General features: G+C 57.1%; 26 protein-coding genes and 2 pseudogenes. 11 read left to right on the forward strand and 17 right to left on the reverse strand.

Annotated features, from left to right (window positions below):
* Positions 1-34 precede the first annotated feature (34 nt).
* The 5 genes and pseudogenes from NUH87_RS28745 to NUH87_RS28765 all read left to right on the forward strand — a co-directional run bounded on the left by NUH87_RS28745 (position 35) and on the right by NUH87_RS28765 (position 1,831).
* Positions 35-298, forward strand: coding sequence for a PAAR domain-containing protein (locus NUH87_RS28745; protein ID WP_338523667.1), 264 nt, complete (start codon positions 35-37; stop codon positions 296-298).
* Between the two features lie 27 nt (positions 299-325).
* Positions 326-675: pseudogene (locus tag NUH87_RS31430) on the forward strand (hypothetical protein); the annotation flags it as partial.
* A gap of 152 nt (positions 676-827) precedes the next feature.
* A complete protein-coding gene (locus tag NUH87_RS28755; RefSeq protein WP_338523669.1) occupies positions 828-1,088 on the forward strand; it encodes an Imm32 family immunity protein in 261 nt (86 codons plus the stop codon).
* A gap of 79 nt (positions 1,089-1,167) precedes the next feature.
* On the forward strand, positions 1,168-1,515 hold the full coding sequence (locus NUH87_RS28760; protein ID WP_338523670.1) for an immunity protein Imm33 domain-containing protein: 348 nt from the start codon (positions 1,168-1,170) through the stop codon (positions 1,513-1,515).
* A gap of 52 nt (positions 1,516-1,567) precedes the next feature.
* Complete coding sequence (locus NUH87_RS28765; protein WP_338523671.1) at positions 1,568-1,831, forward strand: PAAR domain-containing protein; 264 nt, start codon at positions 1,568-1,570, stop codon at positions 1,829-1,831.
* A 40-nt stretch (positions 1,832-1,871) separates the two neighbouring features.
* Here NUH87_RS28765 and NUH87_RS28770 read toward each other — a convergent pair whose 3' ends face one another.
* The 11 genes from NUH87_RS28770 to NUH87_RS28820 all read right to left on the reverse strand — a co-directional run bounded on the left by NUH87_RS28770 (position 1,872) and on the right by NUH87_RS28820 (position 11,350).
* Positions 1,872-2,762, reverse strand: a complete 891-nt coding sequence (locus tag NUH87_RS28770; protein ID WP_338523672.1) for a tyrosine-type recombinase/integrase — start codon at positions 2,760-2,762, stop codon at positions 1,872-1,874.
* A 154-nt stretch (positions 2,763-2,916) separates the two neighbouring features.
* A complete protein-coding gene (locus NUH87_RS28775) occupies positions 2,917-3,666 on the reverse strand; it encodes a TIGR03747 family integrating conjugative element membrane protein (RefSeq protein ID WP_338523673.1) in 750 nt (249 codons plus the stop codon).
* A gap of 14 nt (positions 3,667-3,680) precedes the next feature.
* Entirely contained in the window at positions 3,681-3,941 is a 261-nt protein-coding gene (locus tag NUH87_RS28780) for a hypothetical protein (protein ID WP_338523674.1), read from the reverse strand.
* Positions 3,938-6,136 (reverse strand): type IV conjugative transfer system coupling protein TraD, encoded by a 2,199-nt coding sequence (gene traD, locus NUH87_RS28785; RefSeq protein WP_338523675.1) that lies wholly within the window; start codon positions 6,134-6,136, stop codon positions 3,938-3,940. Before traD ends, NUH87_RS28780 begins: the two co-directional genes overlap by 4 nt.
* A 2-nt stretch (positions 6,137-6,138) precedes the next feature.
* Positions 6,139-6,699 (reverse strand): integrating conjugative element protein, encoded by a 561-nt coding sequence (locus NUH87_RS28790; protein WP_338523676.1) that lies wholly within the window; start codon positions 6,697-6,699, stop codon positions 6,139-6,141.
* Complete coding sequence (locus NUH87_RS28795; protein WP_338523677.1) at positions 6,696-7,271, reverse strand: lytic transglycosylase domain-containing protein; 576 nt, start codon at positions 7,269-7,271, stop codon at positions 6,696-6,698. The genes NUH87_RS28790 and NUH87_RS28795 overlap by 4 nt, the downstream gene beginning before the upstream one ends.
* On the reverse strand, positions 7,256-7,993 hold the full coding sequence (locus tag NUH87_RS28800; protein ID WP_338523678.1) for a TIGR03759 family integrating conjugative element protein: 738 nt from the start codon (positions 7,991-7,993) through the stop codon (positions 7,256-7,258). The genes NUH87_RS28795 and NUH87_RS28800 overlap by 16 nt, the downstream gene beginning before the upstream one ends.
* A 10-nt stretch (positions 7,994-8,003) precedes the next feature.
* Complete coding sequence (locus tag NUH87_RS28805; RefSeq protein WP_338523679.1) at positions 8,004-8,678, reverse strand: hypothetical protein; 675 nt, start codon at positions 8,676-8,678, stop codon at positions 8,004-8,006.
* On the reverse strand, positions 8,678-9,304 hold the full coding sequence (locus NUH87_RS28810) for a PilL N-terminal domain-containing protein (protein WP_338523680.1): 627 nt from the start codon (positions 9,302-9,304) through the stop codon (positions 8,678-8,680). The genes NUH87_RS28805 and NUH87_RS28810 overlap by 1 nt, the downstream gene beginning before the upstream one ends.
* 303 nt (positions 9,305-9,607) lie before the next feature.
* Positions 9,608-10,834 (reverse strand): DUF1444 family protein, encoded by a 1,227-nt coding sequence (locus tag NUH87_RS28815; protein ID WP_338523681.1) that lies wholly within the window; start codon positions 10,832-10,834, stop codon positions 9,608-9,610.
* A gap of 198 nt (positions 10,835-11,032) precedes the next feature.
* Complete coding sequence (locus tag NUH87_RS28820) at positions 11,033-11,350, reverse strand: DUF7693 family protein (RefSeq protein WP_338523682.1); 318 nt, start codon at positions 11,348-11,350, stop codon at positions 11,033-11,035.
* A 266-nt stretch (positions 11,351-11,616) separates the two neighbouring features.
* Here NUH87_RS28820 and NUH87_RS28825 point away from each other — a divergent pair, with 266 nt between their 5' ends.
* Complete coding sequence (locus NUH87_RS28825) at positions 11,617-12,195, forward strand: hypothetical protein (RefSeq protein WP_338523683.1); 579 nt, start codon at positions 11,617-11,619, stop codon at positions 12,193-12,195.
* Positions 12,196-12,373: 178 nt separating this feature from the next.
* Here NUH87_RS28825 and NUH87_RS28830 read toward each other — a convergent pair whose 3' ends face one another.
* Positions 12,374-12,808: a DUF6678 family protein gene (locus NUH87_RS28830; protein ID WP_338523684.1), complete on the reverse strand. Its 435-nt coding sequence runs from the start codon at positions 12,806-12,808 to the stop codon at positions 12,374-12,376.
* A gap of 363 nt (positions 12,809-13,171) precedes the next feature.
* On the opposite strand from NUH87_RS28830, the pseudogene NUH87_RS28835 reads away from it, so the two are divergent.
* A pseudogene (locus tag NUH87_RS28835) lies at positions 13,172-13,439 on the forward strand (transposase); the annotation flags it as partial.
* Between the two features lie 32 nt (positions 13,440-13,471).
* Here the strand turns inward: NUH87_RS28835 and NUH87_RS28840 are convergent.
* The gene (locus NUH87_RS28840) at positions 13,472-13,921 is read right to left on the reverse strand and encodes a hypothetical protein (RefSeq protein WP_338523685.1); all 450 of its coding nucleotides are present in this window, start codon (positions 13,919-13,921) and stop codon (positions 13,472-13,474) included.
* Positions 13,922-14,367: 446 nt separating this feature from the next.
* On the opposite strand from NUH87_RS28840, the gene NUH87_RS28845 reads away from it, so the two are divergent.
* Complete coding sequence (locus NUH87_RS28845; protein WP_338523686.1) at positions 14,368-14,562, forward strand: hypothetical protein; 195 nt, start codon at positions 14,368-14,370, stop codon at positions 14,560-14,562.
* Positions 14,563-14,780: 218 nt separating this feature from the next.
* Here the strand turns inward: NUH87_RS28845 and NUH87_RS28850 are convergent, their stop codons facing one another.
* The 3 genes from NUH87_RS28850 to NUH87_RS28860 all read right to left on the reverse strand — a co-directional run bounded on the left by NUH87_RS28850 (position 14,781) and on the right by NUH87_RS28860 (position 16,859).
* Complete coding sequence (locus NUH87_RS28850; RefSeq protein WP_338523687.1) at positions 14,781-15,131, reverse strand: hypothetical protein; 351 nt, start codon at positions 15,129-15,131, stop codon at positions 14,781-14,783.
* A 557-nt stretch (positions 15,132-15,688) separates the two neighbouring features.
* The gene (gene radC / locus NUH87_RS28855; RefSeq protein WP_338523688.1) at positions 15,689-16,183 is read right to left on the reverse strand and encodes a RadC family protein; all 495 of its coding nucleotides are present in this window, start codon (positions 16,181-16,183) and stop codon (positions 15,689-15,691) included.
* A gap of 106 nt (positions 16,184-16,289) precedes the next feature.
* Positions 16,290-16,859, reverse strand: a complete 570-nt coding sequence (locus NUH87_RS28860; protein ID WP_338523689.1) for a DUF3577 domain-containing protein — start codon at positions 16,857-16,859, stop codon at positions 16,290-16,292.
* Between the two features lie 570 nt (positions 16,860-17,429).
* Here NUH87_RS28860 and mobH point away from each other — a divergent pair.
* Together mobH and NUH87_RS28870 are read left to right on the forward strand one after the other, a co-directional pair.
* The gene (mobH, locus tag NUH87_RS28865) at positions 17,430-19,310 is read left to right on the forward strand and encodes a MobH family relaxase (RefSeq protein ID WP_338523690.1); all 1,881 of its coding nucleotides are present in this window, start codon (positions 17,430-17,432) and stop codon (positions 19,308-19,310) included.
* 217 nt (positions 19,311-19,527) lie between these two features.
* Entirely contained in the window at positions 19,528-19,722 is a 195-nt protein-coding gene (locus tag NUH87_RS28870) for a hypothetical protein (RefSeq protein WP_338523691.1), read from the forward strand.
* A 115-nt stretch (positions 19,723-19,837) separates the two neighbouring features.
* On the opposite strand, the gene NUH87_RS28875 is transcribed toward NUH87_RS28870, so the two are convergent.
* Positions 19,838-20,137 (reverse strand): hypothetical protein, encoded by a 300-nt coding sequence (locus tag NUH87_RS28875; RefSeq protein ID WP_338523692.1) that lies wholly within the window; start codon positions 20,135-20,137, stop codon positions 19,838-19,840.
* A gap of 393 nt (positions 20,138-20,530) precedes the next feature.
* Here NUH87_RS28875 and NUH87_RS28880 point away from each other — a divergent pair, with 393 nt between their 5' ends.
* Positions 20,531-20,917, forward strand: coding sequence for a hypothetical protein (locus NUH87_RS28880; RefSeq protein WP_338523693.1), 387 nt, complete (start codon positions 20,531-20,533; stop codon positions 20,915-20,917).
* Position 20,918 lies beyond the last annotated feature (1 nt).

The following is a 20,918-nucleotide window of genomic DNA, read 5'->3' on the forward strand; positions in this document are numbered from 1 at the left end:
CTTTATTGCAGTCGAGAAGGAGCGCTGTTAGTCAGTGAAAGAAATCATCCGCTTGGGCGACTCCACCAGTCATGGCGGTGTCGTACTTGAGGCCTTCTCACAAACGGACCTCAACGGCAAACCCATTGCTGGCGTTGGCCACAAGGTTAGCTGTCCTCTGTGTAAAGGTGTCTTCCCTATAGCCGAGGGCAGCAGCACCTACACGGTAGGCGGAATTGCTGTGGCACTGGACGGTATGAAAACCGCCTGCGGTGCCAGCCTGATCGCCAGTGGTCCGAAGGGGGCTGTGATTAGTTGACGTTCCTCTGACTTCAGAGCAAATCATCCGGCCGGCCGACTGTTCAGCGCCACCAGCCGCTTGGGCGTGGAAACCTTTGCCTTCGACCCGGCCAGCACCTGCTCGATGACAAGACTGTAGAAACCCGCCGACCGCTGGACCAGGATTCGCCGCGCAGCAAACTGCTCGACAACCTGTTGCGCGAGTACGCCGGTACCCATTAAGAGTACGACGAGCGCGACAACCAGATTCAGCGTTGGCATAACGGCAGCTACAGCCGGATACAATAGGACCTGTTCGACCGTCTAGTGCATTTCGACGATGCGCGCCTGGCGGTGAATTACGCCTAAGATGCCCTCGATCGTCGCCTGCACAAGAACTCCAGCGCGCACTACAGATGACGCCCGGAGGCCGGCTCGCAATGGAATCGCAACGAAAAGGCAGAGGTTGTTGTTAACCAGGACGGATCTCAGAGTCATGGCACACGCGGCGATGTATCCGAATTGACTCGCAAAGAGAAAGATTACCTTCGGGCGCAGGGATTTAACCTATGAAAAAGCTAAAAAAATTTACCGTTCATGGAACGGCTGTTGGTAGTGATAAAAACATCAAGCTGGACGAGATATCGATTCTCGCCGATCCAGAAACGATAAGAGACATAGGTGTTTTCTTGATCAGCGCATCGTACGAAATGGCGACAAATGGGCTAGAGCACCTACACCTGCAAGACTTGATCGAGAATTTCTCGCACAAGAAGCATGTGGATTTCATCGCACTTAACCAGGAAGTGGTCAAGCCCGTAAGCAAGTGATCGCTATCGGCTATTCGATACCGCACTCATGGTGAGTCAACCTGGTTAAATGCATGAAAAATAAACTAGGAGTTTAGGTATGCAAAGGATTGACTTGATTGCACCTAACGAGGCACAGAAGAAGGTGTGCGCCAAGTATGGCTTACCCGTTCATCCTCCTGAGGAAATGGTCGCCATTGCATTGGACACTCTACACAAGTCTCCAATTTATGGGGCAAGGGTCCAATTGCCTGAGGGCGGTACAATAAGCTGGTTTATTCACTGTGGCGAGCATTCGCCTGCGAGCGGTTTTTACCAAGCACTTCACACAAGCCATTTAGTGGAGGAGTTGCCGGAAGTCGTGAAATATCTTTTTCTGCCTGAAGGGGCAAGGTTTATTATAGACAGGCAGGGTTACGAGGATGTCTGGATGGCGGAGTCAGAATGAACGACTTCTGTTGGGTGTTTTAAAATGCTTCGCTGACGAGTACTGGTTGAGTATGAAAGACATTATCCGCTTGGGCGACGCCACCAATCATGGTGGCGTCGTGTTGGAGGCGTTTTCCCAAACCGATCTCAATGGGAAACCGATTGCGGGCGTTGGTCACAACGTCAGTTGCCCGCAGTGCAAAGGCGTATTCCCCATCGCCGAGGGCAGCAGTACCTACACGGTCGGTGGAGTTGCTGTGGCATTGGACGGTATGAAAACCGCTTGTGGCGCCAGTCTCATCGCCAGCGGCCCAAAAGGAGCGGTTATAGGTTAGCTATTAGCCGAGACCGCCGATCACCACTCAAGCTTACTGCTTACGAAAGGCTCACGTATCGATACGTTCTACCTTCTACATCACGTTCGTCGTTGTACAAGTCGGTCATGCTGGCGTGTTTATGACCCAGGAGTGTTTGCGTATCGATCCCTTGCGTTCGATAAAGGCGTTCCGAGAGCGACCGGATCTCATGGAACGTTGGCGGGGATCGCCAGGTTTTGCGTGGGAATGCCTCGTCACGGCAGGCCGCAAAAGAGTGGGTCAGCATCGCTGTGACGTAGGGTTTTCCGTCACGCCGGGCAATGAACGTGTTGCCGTTGGGCTGCACCTCAAGGCACCGATCAATGGACTCTCCGACGCTCATGCCAATAGCGTCGAGCTTCAGCTCAAGCGGTATGGCGACGCAAGCCCCCGTTTTCTGCTGGGTGACGTGCAGGTGGCTGGCAAAGACATGGGGAGGCGCCATCACGGCCACATCGGCACGGCGTTGCGCGGTGACCAAGGCTAGATTCAGGCAGTTGGCAAACCACGGCCTCTTCCAGGACTCTGCGACCTCACGAATTTTTAGGAAGTGCAGCAAGCTCAGGCGGTCACGTGCGGGGCGGGGTGTAGGTGTTTTGATCGGAGATAATGGGTTGTTGACGAGTAACCGGCAGTAGACTGCTGTGTTGAATAGATCATTGGCCTCGATGTGCACCCGCCGGGCAGTGAAAGGGCGGCCGCTCTTGGCGATGTTGTTGATTAACAGCTCAAGATCGCGAGGCATGATCTGATGCAGGAGGCGATTTCCCAACGAGAGGCGCAGGTGTCGCAGGTTGTTGAGGCGGTCGCTGATTGTTCGAGGCTTGAGCGGGCGAGAGCGAATCAGCTCTTCCTGCAGATCGCACCACTGTGCGAGGGTCGTTGTACCGAATGGGGGAAATTGGAACATGACAGCTTCTCTCCATAACTGAAGTTGAAAGCTGCCTGTTCGGCAGTGGGCGTCCCAATTTAGCGGATAGGAACGCTCTGGTGTCAGGGCGCTGTAATTCTGAATATGTCCTCTTAATTTTCTGGGGGGATGGGTAGCAGCAAAGCCCCAGCGCTCACAGGTATTTCTTGAAGCTCCCGGCTGAGATACTCACCACCACGCCCAAGGCTGCTGCGCAGGGCAGCAACACCAACAAGGGGCTTACGGTCATCGGCAATGCGGGGTAAATCATCCAGGGCGCGACCCACAGCGGCACGATCATTCGCTTCGCCCGGTGGTAGATGAACCCGGATTCTCTTCCCGCGCCAAAGCGGCGCAAATCCCGACGCACCAAACCATCAATCAGCCCCGTGAGGACCGCCATCAAGAACAATGGCAGCGTCAGGATCAAAATCAGAATCCGCGCCAGAAAGGTCAGCGCCGCATAGACCGCCGCCAGCCCGTAATCCTCCAGGTGCACATAGGCCAGCCCCAGGTAGTACTGCAACCCGGTGCTCCGATTGCTGTTCAACCGGGACTGTTCGGCGGACTGGGTGATCCAATGGATCAGACCGGTTTTCTCAAAGCCCCATTCGTACGCTAGGCCGATGATCCAGCGGGCAGTTTGCCCGGGCTGCTCGACCAGCAGGCTCTGGACAAAGGCCGCCGACAACCACTCCAGCTCGCTGTTCAGCATGTCCCGCGAGTGGTGCCAGCCTTCCTCTGGCCAGAAGAAGTACAGACCGATCCACTCGGTCACCACGCTGAAAAACAGCGACACCAACAAGATGCCGAGGAGGGTGAAGGGCAGCCCAAGAACCTTGCTGATCAGGCCTTTTTCACGGTACGCCTGCTGGTTTTTTGCGGTGTCAGTGCTCGCGGCCATGGTCCCACTCCTGCTCAGTGCACCGTGACGAGCACGGGCTCGAAGCAGACCAGCAGTGGACCTGCGACCGAGTCTTCCACCCGAATGTGGACCGGGGTGGTCCACCGTGGAGACAGGCCGTGCTGATTCAACTGGTCAAACAGCTCATACGCATCATGGACCCCCAACTGAGTCTCTCTCAGCAATCTCCCCAGGACCTTGGATATGGCCTTCACCGAAGCGCTCGGCGCCCGAAGCTGAGCGAAGCGCAGTTCTAAACGGGTGGACCCTCTCATGGCTGAGCCTCCTCTGTATCCGTCGCGTCGGCCGCGGCCAGGGGGGCGTCCTTGGGGGCAGGGCCATCGTCCAACAGATCCGCGGGCAGCGATTCATCCAGCACCCGCGTTCCACTGCTCATCCACCACTCGCCACCGCCGTGGATGTAGCGCTTGCGCATGTGCTGGGCCAAGGTTTGCAGGTCCTTGGGCATGCATTCATCAGGATCGGGGGCAGGGAGCGGCATTCGGATTTTCCAGAGGTTGGCGCCTTCGATCAGGGCAAACGCTTGCCCCTTCGGCAGGCTGACGATGTGGGCCGGCTCTATCAGCGGAACACTGGTGGAGCTGACCCGGTCTTGGGTGTTGCTGGTGAAATCGGTGCTGCCGGTCGGGTCCGAGCTGTCGGTTGCACCGCTGACCAACGTGGTGGAGTAGACGTCCACCTTGGGCAATTGACGGGTCAGCAACTCGGCGGTGGCGGTCTCGCGGACCCTCAGCATGAAGAGGTTGTTGAAGTTGCCCACTACCTGACCGGCCTTTGCCCGGTTGCCGATCTTGGCTTCGATGTCGCTGAGGGTCTGGGTGTAGGCGCTGACCTGGATGCCAGCGCCGCCGCCCTTGTTGATCATCGGAATGAACTCATCGCCCATCAGCTCGTTGAACTCATCAGCGTGAAGGTTGATGGGGATTTTCTGATCCTGGGCAGCACCGGGCAGGCCGTCATCGATGCCGAACTTGTAGATATGGCCCGCCACGGACACCAGGTCTGAAAACATCGAGTTGCCTACGGCGGCGGCTACCTCTGGATCGGACAAGGCATCAAGCCCGACATACACGACGGCCCGTTTACGGATGATCTGCATCCAGTCAAAAATCGGCCGGGGGTCGTTGAGGTCCATGTAGTTGGGCGAGATCAACTCCGCCATGCGCCCGGTGGTGAGCTTCTCCAGCAGCGGGAGGAGCGAGGCGACGATCTTGTCGAAGTAGGTCTTGTCATAGCGGATTGCCGAGCGCAGTCCATCCATCACCGGATCCGCCACCCGGGTTTGCGAGAGATACTGGTCGATGGCGGTTACGCGTTTCTGCCGACCGCGCATGTTGTAGGGGGTGTTCTTTTCGTTCAGGGCGCCTTCAAGGGTGACGATCACGTCCCAGGCCCTGGGGTCGTGCTTGGCGAAGTAGTAACCGCTGTACTCGATGAACAGCGCGTCGATATTGATGACGTTCAGTTGGATCTTCAGGTAGTCCGGACGAATCCCCAGTTCCACCAGCGCCCGGGCAATGATGTTGACAAATCTCCACGCAAACTCCCGAAAGGCCGCGCTGTTGCCTTCACCCGAGAGCTGGCCGGCGATGCGGCTGGCCACTTCGGAGATGCGCCCAAACCGGCCCACGGCGTTGTAGCGCGCCGAAATATCCGGCCAGCCCAGGTGAAAGACATAAAACTCGCCCTCACGACCGGCGCGTTTGGCTTCGATGTACATGCGCTTGAGCAGGTCAGCGTCACCCTTGGGATCGATCACGATCACTGGCTCGAATAAGGGCAGTCCGTCGACGATCTTCTTGCGGCGGATATCCTGGGTGATGAACAGTTCTGCCAACCGAGTTTTACCGACCCGAGTCGTGCCCAGAATCAGGCTGTGGCCGACGCGCTCCCCCAACGGGAGGCCGGCCTCCACTTCATTGGGTTCAACGCCATGCAAACGAGGGGAACCGCCCACCGGTGGCAGCGGGCGTACCGGGTTGAGCGGGCTGTCCCAGGCGGTAACGCGTGGCACCAGGCTCAACGGAAAGGGGGCCAACTCTAGACGCGCTTCCAGTCGGCGAGCGGCCTGAAACGCTGCTGTGGGCTCTACGTAGCGACGAAACTCGGGCCGGTAGGTCTGCATCAGGCGCTGGGTGTGCCGCTGCTCCCACTTGAAGCCTAGGCCGATAAAGAGTCGGCTGTTACTCACGGGGACCTGCTTGCTGGTCATCACATAGCGCGGTAACCGACGGATGTTGCGCCGGTAGCGCATCACCACCAGCGCCTGGCGAAGGCGTATCCCGCCGAACGCTAGAAAGAACATCGCCGACACCACCCCGAAGATCGGTGTCAACGCCAGCGACCAGGGCGCGAACAGACTCAAGTAAGCCCCAATGCCACACACCGCCACGGTGTAGAGCTCCACGGCAGGCCGCAGCAGGGCCTCGATGGTGTGGGACTGGGTCATGACTACTGCTCGATACCGGTAGCCGTCACCAGTACGGGGTAGTGCTCAATCCCCAGCCGCTGGGCCAGGTCATCTGCCGCCGCCGGTAACATCTCCAGTCCGGCGCCCAAGGCACGCAGCTCAGCAAGGGCCGCCATCCGCTTCACATTGACCACCCAGCCAACGGCCTTCATCTCGCGCAAGGCATCACCTCGGTGCTGCAGCCACTGCCGTGACAGCTCGTCATCGCCCACCAGGAACACGGGCTGCAAGCCGGCAGCATTGTGCACGCGGCTCTCGAAGGAACCTGGGCTCAATGATGGTGACCTCACTGGCAACATGTCCGCCTCGCTGTAGGCGTTGATGCGTACCGGCGGCAAGGTCATGGCCTTGGCCGGTTGCTCATCCGGCAACAGGTTAAGGGAGCGGTAATAGGCCAGGGTCGAGGCGCCGCCCAGGTCATCAACGACGATCAGTTCGGCGTGGACGGCAGCGCAGGACAGGCCAGTCAGTACGCCCAGTACCAAAGCAGCCAGCGGTGCACGGGGGGCAAACGGAGAGAGGGGGGAGTGTATTGGGTTCATGGGGTCTTCATTCCTTGAAGGTTGGGGGTGGTGACACGGGTCAGGTGCTTGGCAAAGGCCCGGCGGTAGCGTTTGGCGGGAGCGCCGCCGGCTGGGCGGTGGTAGCGGCCCGCGGCGGCGGTCCAGTCGCTGTCCGGGGATTTGTGTTTCAGGAGCAACGCGGTGGCGACGGCCAGGTTGCGGTACGGGTCCAGGGCCTCGCAGGGATGTGCAAAGTGCTCACCGTTCCAGCCCAGGTTGATCTGTCCCAGGCCCGCGTCCACCTGCTTGGCACTGACCGTCTGGAGGGCCTGAAGCAGGGCACTGCATGCCGAGCGCCGATCCGCAAAGCGGTAAGGCTGGCCGGCCACATTCAGGGTCCAAGGCCAGGGGACCAGTCGACCACGGACGCGGGCACCACTCTCTTGAAGGGCCAGCGCGTACAGCACGGGTGAAGGGACCGGCGTGCCCCGTGTGGCCCATTGGTAAGCGGGCGGTGGCAACGCAGTGGCACTGACCTGCAGGGCCAACAGACCACCCCCCACAAGGCCTGCACACGGCCATAAACGACGCCGGCTCATTGCCGTTGCCATTGGCCAAAGACCAGCCGCATGACGGCAGGAAAGGCCCCGTTGTCGCCCAGACGTGCCCAGTGCCCGGCGTCGTGATTGAGGGTGATGTCGCGGTTGAGAACCTTCTGCGGCTCAATCCCAGCCTGTTTGGCCCAGGCGCGAAGGCGGTCATCTTTACCTCGGCTGTCGACCAGGTACAGATCGAAACCCTGCACCATTTGCTGAAGCTGCCTGACGCGCTCGGGGCAGTTCTTGCAGTTCGTGGTAACAAACACCGCCAACCGCGCCGCTGAAGTAATAGGGGATGCCTGGGCCGTGCTCTCGGAGCCCATCAGGTTTACCGGCAGTTGCCCGGGGTACAAACGCTGGAAGGCATCGTTGTAGGCGTTCTGGTAAGCCAGCAGCTTCTGCACACGGGTGAACTCCGCCTGCACCTGCTGTTCGGCATAGCGCTGCTGTTCCTGGGGATCTCGCGCCTCTATGCCCAACGCCGTCAACGGATCGAGGTTGGGCGAGTACACGCCCAGTGGCCCTTGCATCAAGCGGCGGTAGCGCTGCCACTCTTCTGGCTTGAGGCCCCATTCGGTGGCCAGCGCCTGCTCGAGCGCTTGAGCCGGGTGTTCCTGGTGTTGCGTGTGTGGCGTGTTTTCAACGGTCAGGGGGATCAGCGTTTCGGCCTGCACCACTGAAGGCAGTACCAGACAGGCGCCGCTCAACAACAGACAAAGAGGGGATACGTTCATGGCGCATCCCTCACGGCATCGAGACGGTGAGCGACCCACCGTCAGGCCGAATCCATCGGGCTTTGCTCGGCTCCAACGCTTCCAAGCGCCAGCCCAAGAACACCCGGCCGGGCCGAAGTAGCTCAATGTCCTCCAGTCGCCGTACCCCTGTGAGCGCCACGGCCAAAAACAACTCACCGCCGCGCGACTCCAGACCCACGACGGTGAAGGGTGGTCGTACGCTGGTTTTGCGAGGACGTACAGCCTTGGGCACGGTCGATGAAGAACCCGGTGCAACAGCAGTGGAGGGGAGCGGCGCAGTGGCCGGAGCAGGAGGGGTTTCTACAGCAGCTTTGAGCGCCAGCAACGCGCCCTCGGTGTTTTCCACCTGGGTGGTCAGTGCAGCGAGTCCCGAGACGACGGTCTCTACGGCGCGGTCCGCCGCCAGCGCCTCAACGCGCTCAAGGATTGCCTGTTGCGCGACCTGAAAATCGGCCTCTGTCACGCAGCTCAGCGACTGCAAACCCTTGAGTTCGGCATCCACCTTTTTCAGATGCAGCTGGATGCTGTCTGGACCTTCGTGAGAGGGCGTCGAGGCCACAACGGTGGAGAGCGTCGAGAGTTTGCTTCCCAGGTAGATCGCGGTGCCCACCAACAGAACCAGCGTGGTGCCCTGAATGGCTGAATACAGCGTGGGACGCTTCATCACTCACCTCCCAGCGGCCGCGCCGCAGGTGAGGAAATCGCTCCCGCTGTACTCGCCGCCGCGCCAACCGCTACGGTTGTCGGCAGCCGTTCCGAACCCTTGTCCCGTGCCACAAAGCAGATGCTTCGGGCTCTTTCGTCAACCTCCACTTGCCAGGCCGGCCCAGCCAACGCCAGCAGTGCATTACGCACAGTGATAGGCCCCAGCCGGTAGTGAGCAGCGGGCAAAGGATGGGAGAACAGCACCTGCACATCGCCAGTCCCTGCACCGTCCGCCGGACACAACCGATAGCCTGAGTGGCGCAGAACGTAGCGCATGGCTTCTTGGACCGTCGGGTTCAAGACCTCCGGTAGATGGATATCGATCACCTGGCTCAGCAGATCCAACTGCTCGGCCCGGGGTAACGTGCTGGCGAGGGTGTAACGGCCCTCTCGCTGTGCAGGCGAACGTTCAGGTAGCAGCCACTGAACCTGGGACCGGTGGGAAACCTTCGAAACGGAAGGGCGTGCGACCTCCGTCCGGGCAGATGAAGTCGTCAACGATGCGCAGCCCGACAGCGCAATCATGGTCAACGGCAAGGCGAGTGTTACAGCGGTGGCCAGCGGCCGAGTAGGGGAAAAAAACATCCATGTGTCCTCACGCAGTGGTGAGAACACAGTTGCAAATCAGAGCCGGTGGCGCCGCAAACAAACAGGATTTGGGTCGAGGGTATTTTTTCTGGTGGGCGATGCAACGGAGTTCAGAGCAGGACCTATTGAGGAAAATCAGCGCGGAGGTTGATTGCGCGCTTGGTTTTTCTGGAGGAGCACGCAGAAAATACAAGGCGTGAAGCTGTTTTTCACCTAGCTCTTGAAAAGGCTAAGGATAGCCACGCCTATACCGTGAAAATGGCTCCAACTTATTCTTCTGAACGCGGTGCAGGCAGTTCGTCAGATAATCGGCGTCAGCTGGCTACGCTGCTCGGGACCAGGGAACCCGAGGGTGGAGTAACGCGGAGGGTAGAAGTCTTTTTCCGCGCAAAGCAGCTCTCCCAGCTTTGATTCTACCTCCTGCCAAGCAACCACTTGCGTGACTGCTGGGCCGTTTTCCTGAGGCTGTACCAATACGACTCGGTCCGTCTTGGGCAGGGAGGTAGCAACACCCTGTGTCCAGGCCGATATTGAGAAGGTCCTGCCGTTGTTCTCGGGCTGTTCGTAGAGCATATGAGTGGCTACAAACACATCTTCATTCCAGACCTCATGAATCTTGTCCAGAAATTCTTTCTGCGCGCTGTAGAAGCCATGGAGCATTAATCGCTGAAGGTCGCCCAGGCGTGCGCTGAGTTCCGGCTCCTGAATGGGGAACGGGATGATCTTGTGTTCGTTATAGGTGTAGATCTGACTGGAAAGAGCACGACCTTTATCCATGGCCTTGAAACTCAGCTCGATCATATGGCGCAAGCCCTCGATATCCTTGTCGCCGGTGACCATCAGCACATCGCGGTTGGGGATCATGAACACCGGTCGGCCTTTCACGCGCGCGCGTTGCAGGACATCGGGCAACAGCACCCGGCTGGTGTCGTAGCCGTCCTTCCAGGCGCCAAGATAAAGCCCGGGGATAATCTGCTCGAAGGCATCGGGCGTTACGTCTCGCAGGTTGTCCAGTGCAATGGACAGCGCTTCGTTCAGGGGGATGTTCCAATCGTCCTGCGGACCCTTGGTCAGCGTGGAGGTGGTGTCTGGGTAGTCGACCGCCAGCAACGTCACACAATCCTTGCCGAGCGGGTGGTGGGCCACGGTGAAAGGTGAGTCCCAGCCCTCGTTATGTACGTGGTGCAGGCGAATCTCTTCCAGCATGGCCAGATTACGAATCACCGGACGTAGCAAGGGGCGAGTCTGTTCGAAGGTCGCAGACGTGCCCTTATGCGAGGCGAGCAGGGTTGCCAAGTAGCGGTTGAGCACGCTTGCTTTTAGGTCTTTACTGGCCTGTAGGTAGTCGCGGTAGGCGTTGTGTAGATTGAAATAAGCGCGATCACCTTGGCGCAGTCGGAATTCCTCAGGCAAGTACTCGAGGGGACCGTTAAAGCCGCTATCGCGAGCGGCTTTGATGACCTTCTGGGCAAAGCTCTCCTGTGTCGGGGGGCGGTTGAAGAGCTTATTGAAAAATGCGCTGAGCATGTGAGAGTTCATTCCATGAATGCTGGTGACTCATGATGCTTGTCCAATGGAACTTAAGTAAAGATTCCAAAGTTGTGCAGTTAAACAAGGCTGCCTTCAGTTGGCGGACGTGATTGGCAGAACGTCTCTGATTGAGGAGGCTCTTCAGTCGGAGGAGGGGTAGCTGCCTGTTGCCAATACTGCTGGCTATCGCGGACATCAAAGATTGGCGAGCGTGTGCTGCAGCTGCTGATGCTCCCAAGTGCTAAGTAGATCAACCGGATTGGTTCCGTAACGCTGCCAATCGTCAAGCGTTCCTACTCTTCCAGCAGGGCACGTCGCGTCGTCACAGTAATTCAGGGTATCGCCGTCATTGAAAAGCGTAAGCGTCCAGCCATCTACCTCAACGGGCATAGGTCCGGTATGGATCTCGTTCCAGGACTGCGTGCTCAGTCGACGCAGGGTGCGTACACCCAGAGCCACATCTTTGAGCACCTGGTAAACCTCTCGAGCGGTGAGGGCGGTGGCTGTCGTCATGTGCGTCGTTCCGTCGGGTCCGGTGAGGCCCAGCTAAAAGACGGTACGAGTGATTTGCTTCTGCGGCTCGGCATGACAACCCACGGACTTTGATAAAGGGGCCTCTCAGTATACTGAAGTCTTCATGCTCCAATGTGGCCCGGATAGGATCTCAAGGCCGCGTATCGGAATGCCTGGCAGGCGGAGCGATTCGAAAAAACGTCTGGCTATAGGCGCTTTTGATATGATGGCGTTTGGCTATCTCATGGCTGAGGATGATGGGGTTTATGGAGGCTAAAGGTTTGTTTGTACGCAATTTGTTAGTTCAGGCAGTCTCTTTGATCGTGCTCACCGTTTTTCTTGCCGGCTGCTCTTCGCATAAGGCTGCGGATCCAGCAGAACCGGTTGAAAAGCCCGAGGTGCTCACCGCAGACGAACACAATGCAAAGGTCATTTTCAAAGTGGTCAACACCGGCGCTACCGTGAATTTTAAGATCGGAAAGCCCGGGAATTTGAACAGAGTAGGTGTTGTGTATAACGATGCTCTAGAGCAGCAGCTACCCGCCTTTGCCAGGGGGCTGGCTAAAGGGCTCACTCGAGGGCTCTATGGTGCGAAGCCGAGCCGCGAAATGTTAGTGCCAGCGGGTCAACTGACTGAGGTTGAAGGTGTAGCCAATTGGCGTGACGACCGTGGCACGACTTATCGGCTGGAAAAATGTGGCCCGCTGTCTCGAGCCTTCCTCGCTCAGTCCAGTAAGACCTATTTGGTTGAGTTTGATCTGCAGAATTTCTTGTCATGCGACCAGAAAATTTTTGATATCACCCAGGCAGGACAGAAAGACCAGGTTTCACCGGCCAAGCGGTAGCCGTTTGAGTCGTTCCACTGTGCACGGGCATGAGTGCTCGGTGAATGCTTTCAATGCATGAGCCGGGAGCTGGTCTCCACGGGGGCTACTTGGCTGCTGAGCAGCGGGCAGAGGATGGGAGTACAGCACGGGTGCATCATTGGGGTGAGGGGGTTAGCGGATTGCCGATCTCAGCCTGTCATACCGGCGGAAAGTCTTCATACGATTTTGGGAGGTATCCCCAAATTCTCAGAACGTCAGCACGTACGTCAAACTCGAACCCAATTTGTGCGACGATCTTCGATATTTCGTCTGTATGGTCAATGGTTGTAGGTGCAAGCAGCCTTCCTTTCGAGGGGGCTGCTTCCGACAAGCCAATGTCGAACCATTCGACGGACGCAAATGGAAACGGCAGATGGTAAAACCACTCGACATCCCACTCTGAGACATATCCTGTGACGGACTTGGATCGGTAAGACGGACGCCAACCCTGAAGCTGGCGGAAATGGTTGATCAGCTCATCCCACTTGGTATTGTTCGATGCACTGGCCAGGTTTCTCGCCGCTACGGCAGCCTGGATTTTCTTTCGTGTTGCATCATCATGGAGCGCGCCGGCCCCCGGTAGTTCACTCATATTCAGTCCTATCGATTTTTTGGTGCTCAAGAATGAATACTTCTGGCCAAGGCTGTGTGAAAACGTATCCACCGTGCTTAGACCTGCAACGTTAAATCTGCTCTCTTGAATCAGGCACAGGGACATTAGCGGCCGGGCTTATCCCAATGATCTTGTGAGGCAGCAAGGGTGGCTCTTCGGCGTGCTCCCATTCCAGGTACCACTCGTATGTTTCGTTGTCAGCCTTGAATTCATGTTTAAGCGTCCAGCCAAGCTCCACGAGCTTTTGAGCCCATTGAGAGCCGTGTGTTTTCGTCATTCGTGGGGCTTTCATAACGGTCACCGCTCGCATGATTGCTGAAGATTTTAACGCAGGAATTTCCCATGAGGCGCTTCATTCAAAACGAATATCGCGGCCAAAACACTTTGCTCCCCCGAGAGTCCTGACGACCTCAGCGATGCCAATCCGGTGCACCTAGTCGATGCCTTCGTAGACAAACTCGACCTGACCTTCTTGGGTTTCGACGACGCTATTGCAGCTGCCACAGGCCGGCCTCCTGACCACCCCACGATCCTGCTGAAGATCTACATCGATGGCTGTCTCAACCACATTCAGTCGAGCCGGTGCCTGGAGCAAGAAGCCCAACGGTCGTAGCGCGCACCCATGACGAACAACTCATGCGGTTAGTCGCTGCTACTGCCCACAAGGATCCAGCGCTTACCTTGAGCGTGGACGTCATAGGCAAACTCCCAAAATACCGGGTAGGCGGGGTGACCTTTTTTGAACCAGAAGGCTTTTATGTCGTCAGCCTCATGGACGTGTGCGGTTTGCATCAGTTTTTCAGCGAGGAGCGTGATTTCATCTAGCTTGGTAGCCAAATCCACCGGCCCTGAACCTTCATCGCCTGGATGAAGCAGTAGCTCCATCACTTGCTCTTGAACTTCGCTAACTGAAACGTCTTTGGCGCCGCCCACCACACTGTCTCGGGATACTGCGTGTGTGAGGGCATCGGCTAATGATTGGCTAGCGTCCAGAGGGCCGTAGACGTTGACCCATACGCAATAATTGTTGCCGTACAAAAGCTGTTCCAGCCTGAGAAAATCTTCAGGCCTGTCGTCTCGCGTAATTTTCATAATGCCCTAATGGTCAAAGCGGTGAGGCCATGGGCGCTTCATGCGCTCAACATCCCTTGCACCGCTTAGTGCTGTTCTTGTGGCTGTTGTTGACTGATAGCCGTTTTACCACGGGAGGCTTCTGGCCAAAAGCCATTATCGGTTGCTTGAGCTCGGAGAAGATGGCCGTGAGCCGCAGGTTTTTGGTGATGCAGGGGGGAAATTCAGAGAAGTGTGACGTGCGCCTGTGCGAGGGCGATTCCGTCCTGGAAACGTTTCGGCTTCAAGTCCGTTCCGAGTAAGATTCTGGTGCCAAAAATGGATGCCCTCCGTTCACGATGTGCCCTGAAAGCTCGCGCCTGGTTCGCCGATTCGAACGGTATATGAATGCCCATCTGACGTGTTGTTGGGGATTTACGAGCGCTCAAGAATCGCTACACTCCCAGCACTCTGTTTTGGACCCCGCTATGAATCTCTCTGACGTCGTTCTTGTGCTGCTCCTGGCGGCACGCATTCATGGTACGGATGAGGCGGTGAGGGCATCGGCCAAGAGCTGCGTGAAGAAGTTGCCACGTTCCAAGCGCGATCTGATCTACAACGTGATCAACAGCCGAAGCCCGATGGATCTGGTCGCTTTTCTGGCTGAAAACCTCGACGACTGACACCACAAAACGCCCGATCCGTATTTGAGGCCCAGGGACCTTCTTTTGACCATCTTTCGCGGCGGCTAGGCCCTGAATGCCTGATGTGAAGAGGCCGTGCGCCCGTACGGAGGCGTGCCCCGTACAGGATGAGTGGCTGTGGATCAGCACTTAGGCCGTGCCGAGTAAAGGGGGGTCACAAACGCCAACCTGCCAGGGCACGTTTTATACGCTGTGGCCTATTTGAATGTATCGATCAATGCCAAGACAGAGATCGCGGTGAAGGGGGAAGCGACGATCGCGAAAAGGGTGGAGTTCCACAACTGTTTATCGAACTTGATCATATCCAGTTCGAACCTTACGTCTCTGATCAAACAGGTTAACTCAGTGCTCTGAGAACGGATGGACGAATGAAGCTGGTGTTCTCGCTGCCTGATAGTTGACCTTAATTCGTGATCGACCCCCTGCAGCTCATAGCTTGAAGCGAAACGGTCAATGTCGGCCCCCCAACCAGCCACCGCGGCCTTGAGTTTTTCTTCAATACAGATGGTAGATTCGAGCGCATTTTCCAGGCGTTTTGAGGACTTCATCGTATCTCCTGCAATCGATCATTTGTCCGGTGGCACGGCCTGTCGGCAAGCCTCCGTCAGTGTGAAAATCGGGTCTTCAGTCGGCGAGGGTGTCGATGACAGCCCTCGCCTATGAATGCCCGGCGTACTGCACTGATCAACGCACTCCTGTACGTCGTAGCCTTGTAGATCATGACCACCTGATGAAGGGCTGTCCTCGACAGCGACCCCGTGTAAATGGTCGATCAATCCCGTTGGCTGAGGTAGTCAGGCATTTCCCACGATTGAGTCGGCCAAAAGCTGACTTGATGCCTGTAGGTGCATGAAGGGAGGGGCGAATCAAGCACTTGGCCGATTCATGTCAGAACGGTCCTACTTTCACCCCCATATCGGCGCAGAATCGGCTCTCAATGACCCTCCATTGCAAAAAAATGGGTGAAATCACAGGGGCTTTTCCTTGGACGAAAAAAAGCCCGACAAGGTCGGGCTGAGTGTGAGCTACGAGTTCAGATCCGCCACGGCAGAGGCAGAGGTGAAACCAGAAAAGTGGGGCCCCGGGGAGGGCATCTTGATGAGGGTTACATCAACCCGCAGTCGCTCATGGACAGTGGATCACCGGCACCGACAATGATGTGATCCAGCAACCTCACGTCAATGAGCGCCAGCGCCTCACGTAATCGTCGAGTGAGCTCACGATCGGCCTTACTGGGTGTGGAGCACCCAGAAGGATGATTGTGAGCCACGATGACCGATGAGGCGTTATGGGCGATTGCGCGCTTGAGTATCTGCCGGGGATGAACACTGGTTTGATCAATATCCCCGTAAAACATCATTTCAAACGCAAGAACTCGTTGTTTGGTGTCCAGGAAAATGACGCAAAAGACCTCGCGGTCCACCCTGGCCAGTTTCAGTTTGAGGAAGCTGCTGACCTCTGACGGACTCTCGAGTTTAGGACCCCGAGTGAATAGCCTTCGATCCAGAATCTGCATGGCCCTTTCGATCAACAGATCTTCCTGGGCAGGGCTTTGTGTTTCGGGTGCCTGCGTGTCGCTCAAGGCTCGGTTAGAACTCATGACGTCAACCTCTGTGTCCAGTCATGGAGGCACGCCATCCCCGAGGGACGTGAATGCCCCGAAGGTGAAAGAAGGCGCCGGTCAGGGCGCCTGGTTGGGTGATGGATCAGGCCGCGTCGTGCGCGACCATGGTGTCTTCTGTGCCATCGGTTAAATCACCGCTATCGATGGTCTCCAAGTCATCGATTGTTTCTGGCCTATCCGTTGTATCCAACGCATCGGGTGTCTGCATTGCGTTCGCTGGACTCTCATCTGAGGTGTTCTCCTTGGGCGGCGCGATATACACCGTTTCACCGTTGATTTTGATCATGGACAGAGAGAGCAAGTTGCTGGTCAGTCCAGCCCCCGGCTGACCTCGGCGATCACCTTTCTGGTGAATGTAGGGGCTGACCCAAAGGTCGCTGAGCGTGAAGCACGCTAGGACTGCTTCGCGTGAGCTGTTGATCTCTTGAGCGCAGTGGCTGATGAGCTGTTTCGCCTCGATACCGACCACGGTGCAATCGATGTAGGTGTAATCGGCGCTGTCAGCCGGGCCCTGGAGCACGGCAACCGAAACCTTCAGGTACGACTGCCTATGACGAGTGATCGTTCTGACACTGTTGAGGTAGCCAATACCTTGCAGGTACAGGTTGAAGTACTTTTTTTCTTCAGTAGCGGACTGATTCTGAGTAGTCATGAGTGTCTCCAGTTTCGTTAAGAAAATGGGGAAGCACTCATCCGCAGGGGAAAGTGATTCCCCATTGGGTGGTGGTGCAATAGGCATTCGGTCGTCAACGGTTCTGACGACTGACCGCGGTGATGAATGCGAGAGCGGTCGGGTGGTGATCAACGCGATCATCGCGTCTTAGCCTTTTAGATCCGGGCTACCTGGGCATGTTGCCGACAACGTCAGCAGGACACCCCTTCAGCATGAAAAAAGAGCCCCTGGCGGTCTAGTCCTCCCTTTCAGACGGAGGGTGTCGGATATTTCAGCTTGAGCATCGTGGGCTTGGCGAAGCACCCCGTGTCGTGTCACTTCCCGTGCTCCCTCCGAATGACACAGCTTGGTCCCACCTGTGACAGAAAAATACAGAGGGACGTAATCCTGTTTTCCTCTGGAGCCCCGCGCCCAAAAGGCCATAAAAGGAACGGCGAAACGGAAGGGGCTAAGGGAAGCAAAACGAAGGGCAAAGGGCTTACCCGCAAAAGGTCATCCGTGCACTGAACAGCCAAAAGGCTCCCTCACACCACACGGATGGCAGGCTGAATGTTCTGGCGATTCAAATTGAAAAAGGCGGCTGATCACGAGCCAACCCGCAAGCCCGGCGCGTCCGACTACCTCACGCCTCAGACCGCTACAGAGCTGCTGTCGACCCCGCGCCGGCGCAAGCTCCTGGAGCACATCTGGCAACGCACCTCGCTGTCACGCAAACAGTTTGCCGACCTCTATCTACGCCCCATCGAACGCTACGCCGAACTGGTTCAACAACTGCCGGCCTCCGAAAACCACCACCATGCTTACCCCGGTGGCATGCTTGATCATGGCCTGGAGATCGTGGCTTACGCCCTGAAGATTCGGCAGTCCCACCTGCTGCCCATGGGAGCCACCCCTGAAACCCAAGCGGCACAAACCGAAGCCTGGACCGCCACCATCGCGTATGCGGCTCTTTTACACGACCTTGGGAAAGTCGCTGTCGACGTAGAAGTGCACCTGGAGGATGGATCGGTGTGGCATCCGTGGCAGGGTCCGGTGAACCGCGCGTATCGCTTCAAGTACCTGAAGGGGCGCCACTACAAGCTCCACAGCGCCGCAACGGGTTTGCTCTCCCTGCAAGTGTTACCACCGTCGATCCTCGATTGGCTCTGCACCTATCCTGAACCCTGGAGCGCACTGATCTATATGCTGGCTGGGCAATTCGAACATGCCGGCACCTTGGGCGAGTTGGTCAGTCAGGCGGACCAGGCCTCGGTGGCGCAGGAGTTGGGGGGTAATCCCGTTCGGGCACTGGCCGCGCCGAAGAGCTCCTTGCAGCGTCAATTGATTGAAGGGCTGCGCTACCTCGTCAACGAACAGCTCAAGTTGAATCAGTCACGTGCGTCAGACGGCTGGCTCACCGACGACAGCGTCTGGCTGGTCAGCAAAACGGTAGCTGACAAGCTGCGTGCTCACTTGCTGTCCCAAGGTGCTGAGGGGATTCCGTCCTCGAATGCCACGCTGTTCAACGTGCTTCAGGATAACGCGATCATCCAGATCAACGTGGAAGGCAAAGCGATCTGGACCGCCACCGTGCAGAGCGGTAAATGGAAGAAAACCCTCACGTTCCTCAAAGTCTCCCCGGCGTTGCTCTGGGAGGAGGGCAAGCGTCCTCCTGTGTTCAGCGGCACAATCACGGTTGAAACGACGACCGCAACAACCGGACAAACCAGTGATACACCAGCCGTAGATCACTCATCGCCCGAACAGGCTTCACCCTGGGACACTGAGCCGGACTGGATGCACGGCTCTGCTCAGGCCCGCTTTACCTTTGACGAGGAGGAACTCCACGGCATGGGTATGCAGGCCCAGGAGCAAGCATGTGAAGATCCCCCTGAATGGTTTCGACTGTTGGATGAGGACAGCTCAACGGACACGCATCCTCACGAGCCCGACGAGCCCTCCACGGTTGAGGCCTATCCGTCACCTGTTAGCCCGCGCCCTGTTCCGCGCGAGTCCTGTCCGCCTATCCATTTGCCAGTCCTGGACGTGAAGGGGAAGGACTTGGGAGAAGCTTTCATCACCTGGCTACGCCGAGGCATCCTGAATCACACGATCACCCTCAACGACGCCCACGCGCCGGTCCATAGCGTCGCCGAGACGGCCTTTCTGGTCACTCCGAAGATCTTTCAGCGTTATGCCCAGGAACACCCCGAAACCGCGCGGATGGCCAAGGAGCAGGGGACCAGCGATTGGCGTTGGGTTCAACGCTGCTTTGAGAAACTGGGCCTGCACCACAAGAGTGAAGAAGGTCTGAACATCTGGTTCTGTGAGGTCAAAGGCCCACGCAAAAACCGAGGCATCAAGGGGTATCTGCTCAAGGACCCCAGCCTGATTTTCACCGAGAGACCGTATGACAATCCGTATCTGAAGTTGATGGACTCCAAGGGGTAGAGTCCCTTCGGCTGACCTTCGATTTTTACGCCAGGCGCTGAATCACGACGCGAGGCCGTCCAAGTCGAGCACGCTGCCTGTTGCCCTTTTTGCAGTAGCGGATGAGAGCCTGGAAACGGTGACATCGGCATCGGCCTTTCGCCGACGAAATTGACGGTTTCGTCAACCAGCCCTACGATCACGAAGAGTTTGAAGAAGTTTTGAACGGAGCATCCCAATGAAAGGCGAAAAGGTAATAGACGCTTCGACGAAGACGCATGGCTCTTCGGCGATGTCTGATTTTTTCCGCCACGGCTCCGTGGAGGAAAGGCGAGCGGTCTACGCTGCCGTCGCCAGTGCTGCAATTCGCGAGCAGAAGGACGTTATTCGTTCAGTCCAATCTGACGATGTGAGCGGCGCAAAATGTAAATGATCGCACCTTTATTGATCTCTAAGCCCAGCTCCACGCTGGGCTTTTTGCCGTGCGCCAGGCATGGCGCGTTGCGCGTAAGCGCAACCAGCTTGGCTGTGGTGGCCTCGCCTGGACGCTACTTGAAATTCCGCTCAACGATCAGTTCGTAGCAACGCTTGGCTACGGTCATAAAGTACAAGCCACTTAATGCGAGACCGCCCAAGAAAGCGAAAGCCAAAATGGCTTTCAGGGGAAGGCCGTGATCGCGTGACACCACCATTAAGTTGAGCGTGTTGGTCCCGGAAACCCATAAGTAGAAGCTGCCGACCAGAAAGCTTGGGCCACCGATGAAGGCGAGCGACCAGTCGTTCAGTTCAGCCCAAGTTTTCTTCTTACGATTGCGAAACAAGGCTACTACTTTATTCAGCGCGTTCATGTCGGCGACCTCCGTTGCTTGAGGGAAACGGTACCACTAATGGCGATTGGCCGACTATTCCTCCTTTCGCATTGTTTCGGAAAAGGTGACCGATTTATTTTCCCTTGTCGCTCTAGGCGCAGCTCAGTCGCGCTCAATCGACACGCGAAACGACCCATAGCTACCGGTCGCGACAGACTACAACCGGCCAAGAGCTCCCATTCAGTGTCTGCGGACTCAGGGGGCATTCAGCGGCTTTGGACCAGCCGTAGGCCACCATGTGTTGTGTGGAGCCATATTGAAGAAGGAGAATGGAAACATCGCCCTATTATGTGCCGTTTCAGTGCAGACCTTCGCCTGTACCGGAGCACGGGTCGCATGCACAATTTCAAAACATTTAAATAGTGAGCAAGGATGCAAATAAAGACGTTGAACTGGCTGGTCGTTTTATTAGCGGCTGCGCTACTAGGAGGCTGCGGTAAGCCAGACCGCTTCGCCGATGGCTGGGAACGTGGCGGCAATCTGCATGACGTGAGCCTCCGAGAATGGGCATTCGCTACCGATGCCAATCGACTTGCTAGCACGGCAGATTTCGTCCGTGAGTACCTGCCTGATTTGCCGGCTGAAGCGCTACCACTCAGTAGTGCCTTGATCGAGGAATGCCTGACCGAGAGCTCACACGCGGCCCCTGCGGACAGTATTAAGGTGCGAAGCAGTATCAAGTCTTGTATCGACTATGCCCAGCAAAAGGCTAAGTGGCTCTCGCAGGAGTATGCAAAGAAGCAGGCTTTAACCAACTGAA

Source organism: Pseudomonas batumici (assembly GCF_036585405.1).
Lineage (GTDB): Bacteria > Pseudomonadota > Gammaproteobacteria > Pseudomonadales > Pseudomonadaceae > Aquipseudomonas > Aquipseudomonas batumici.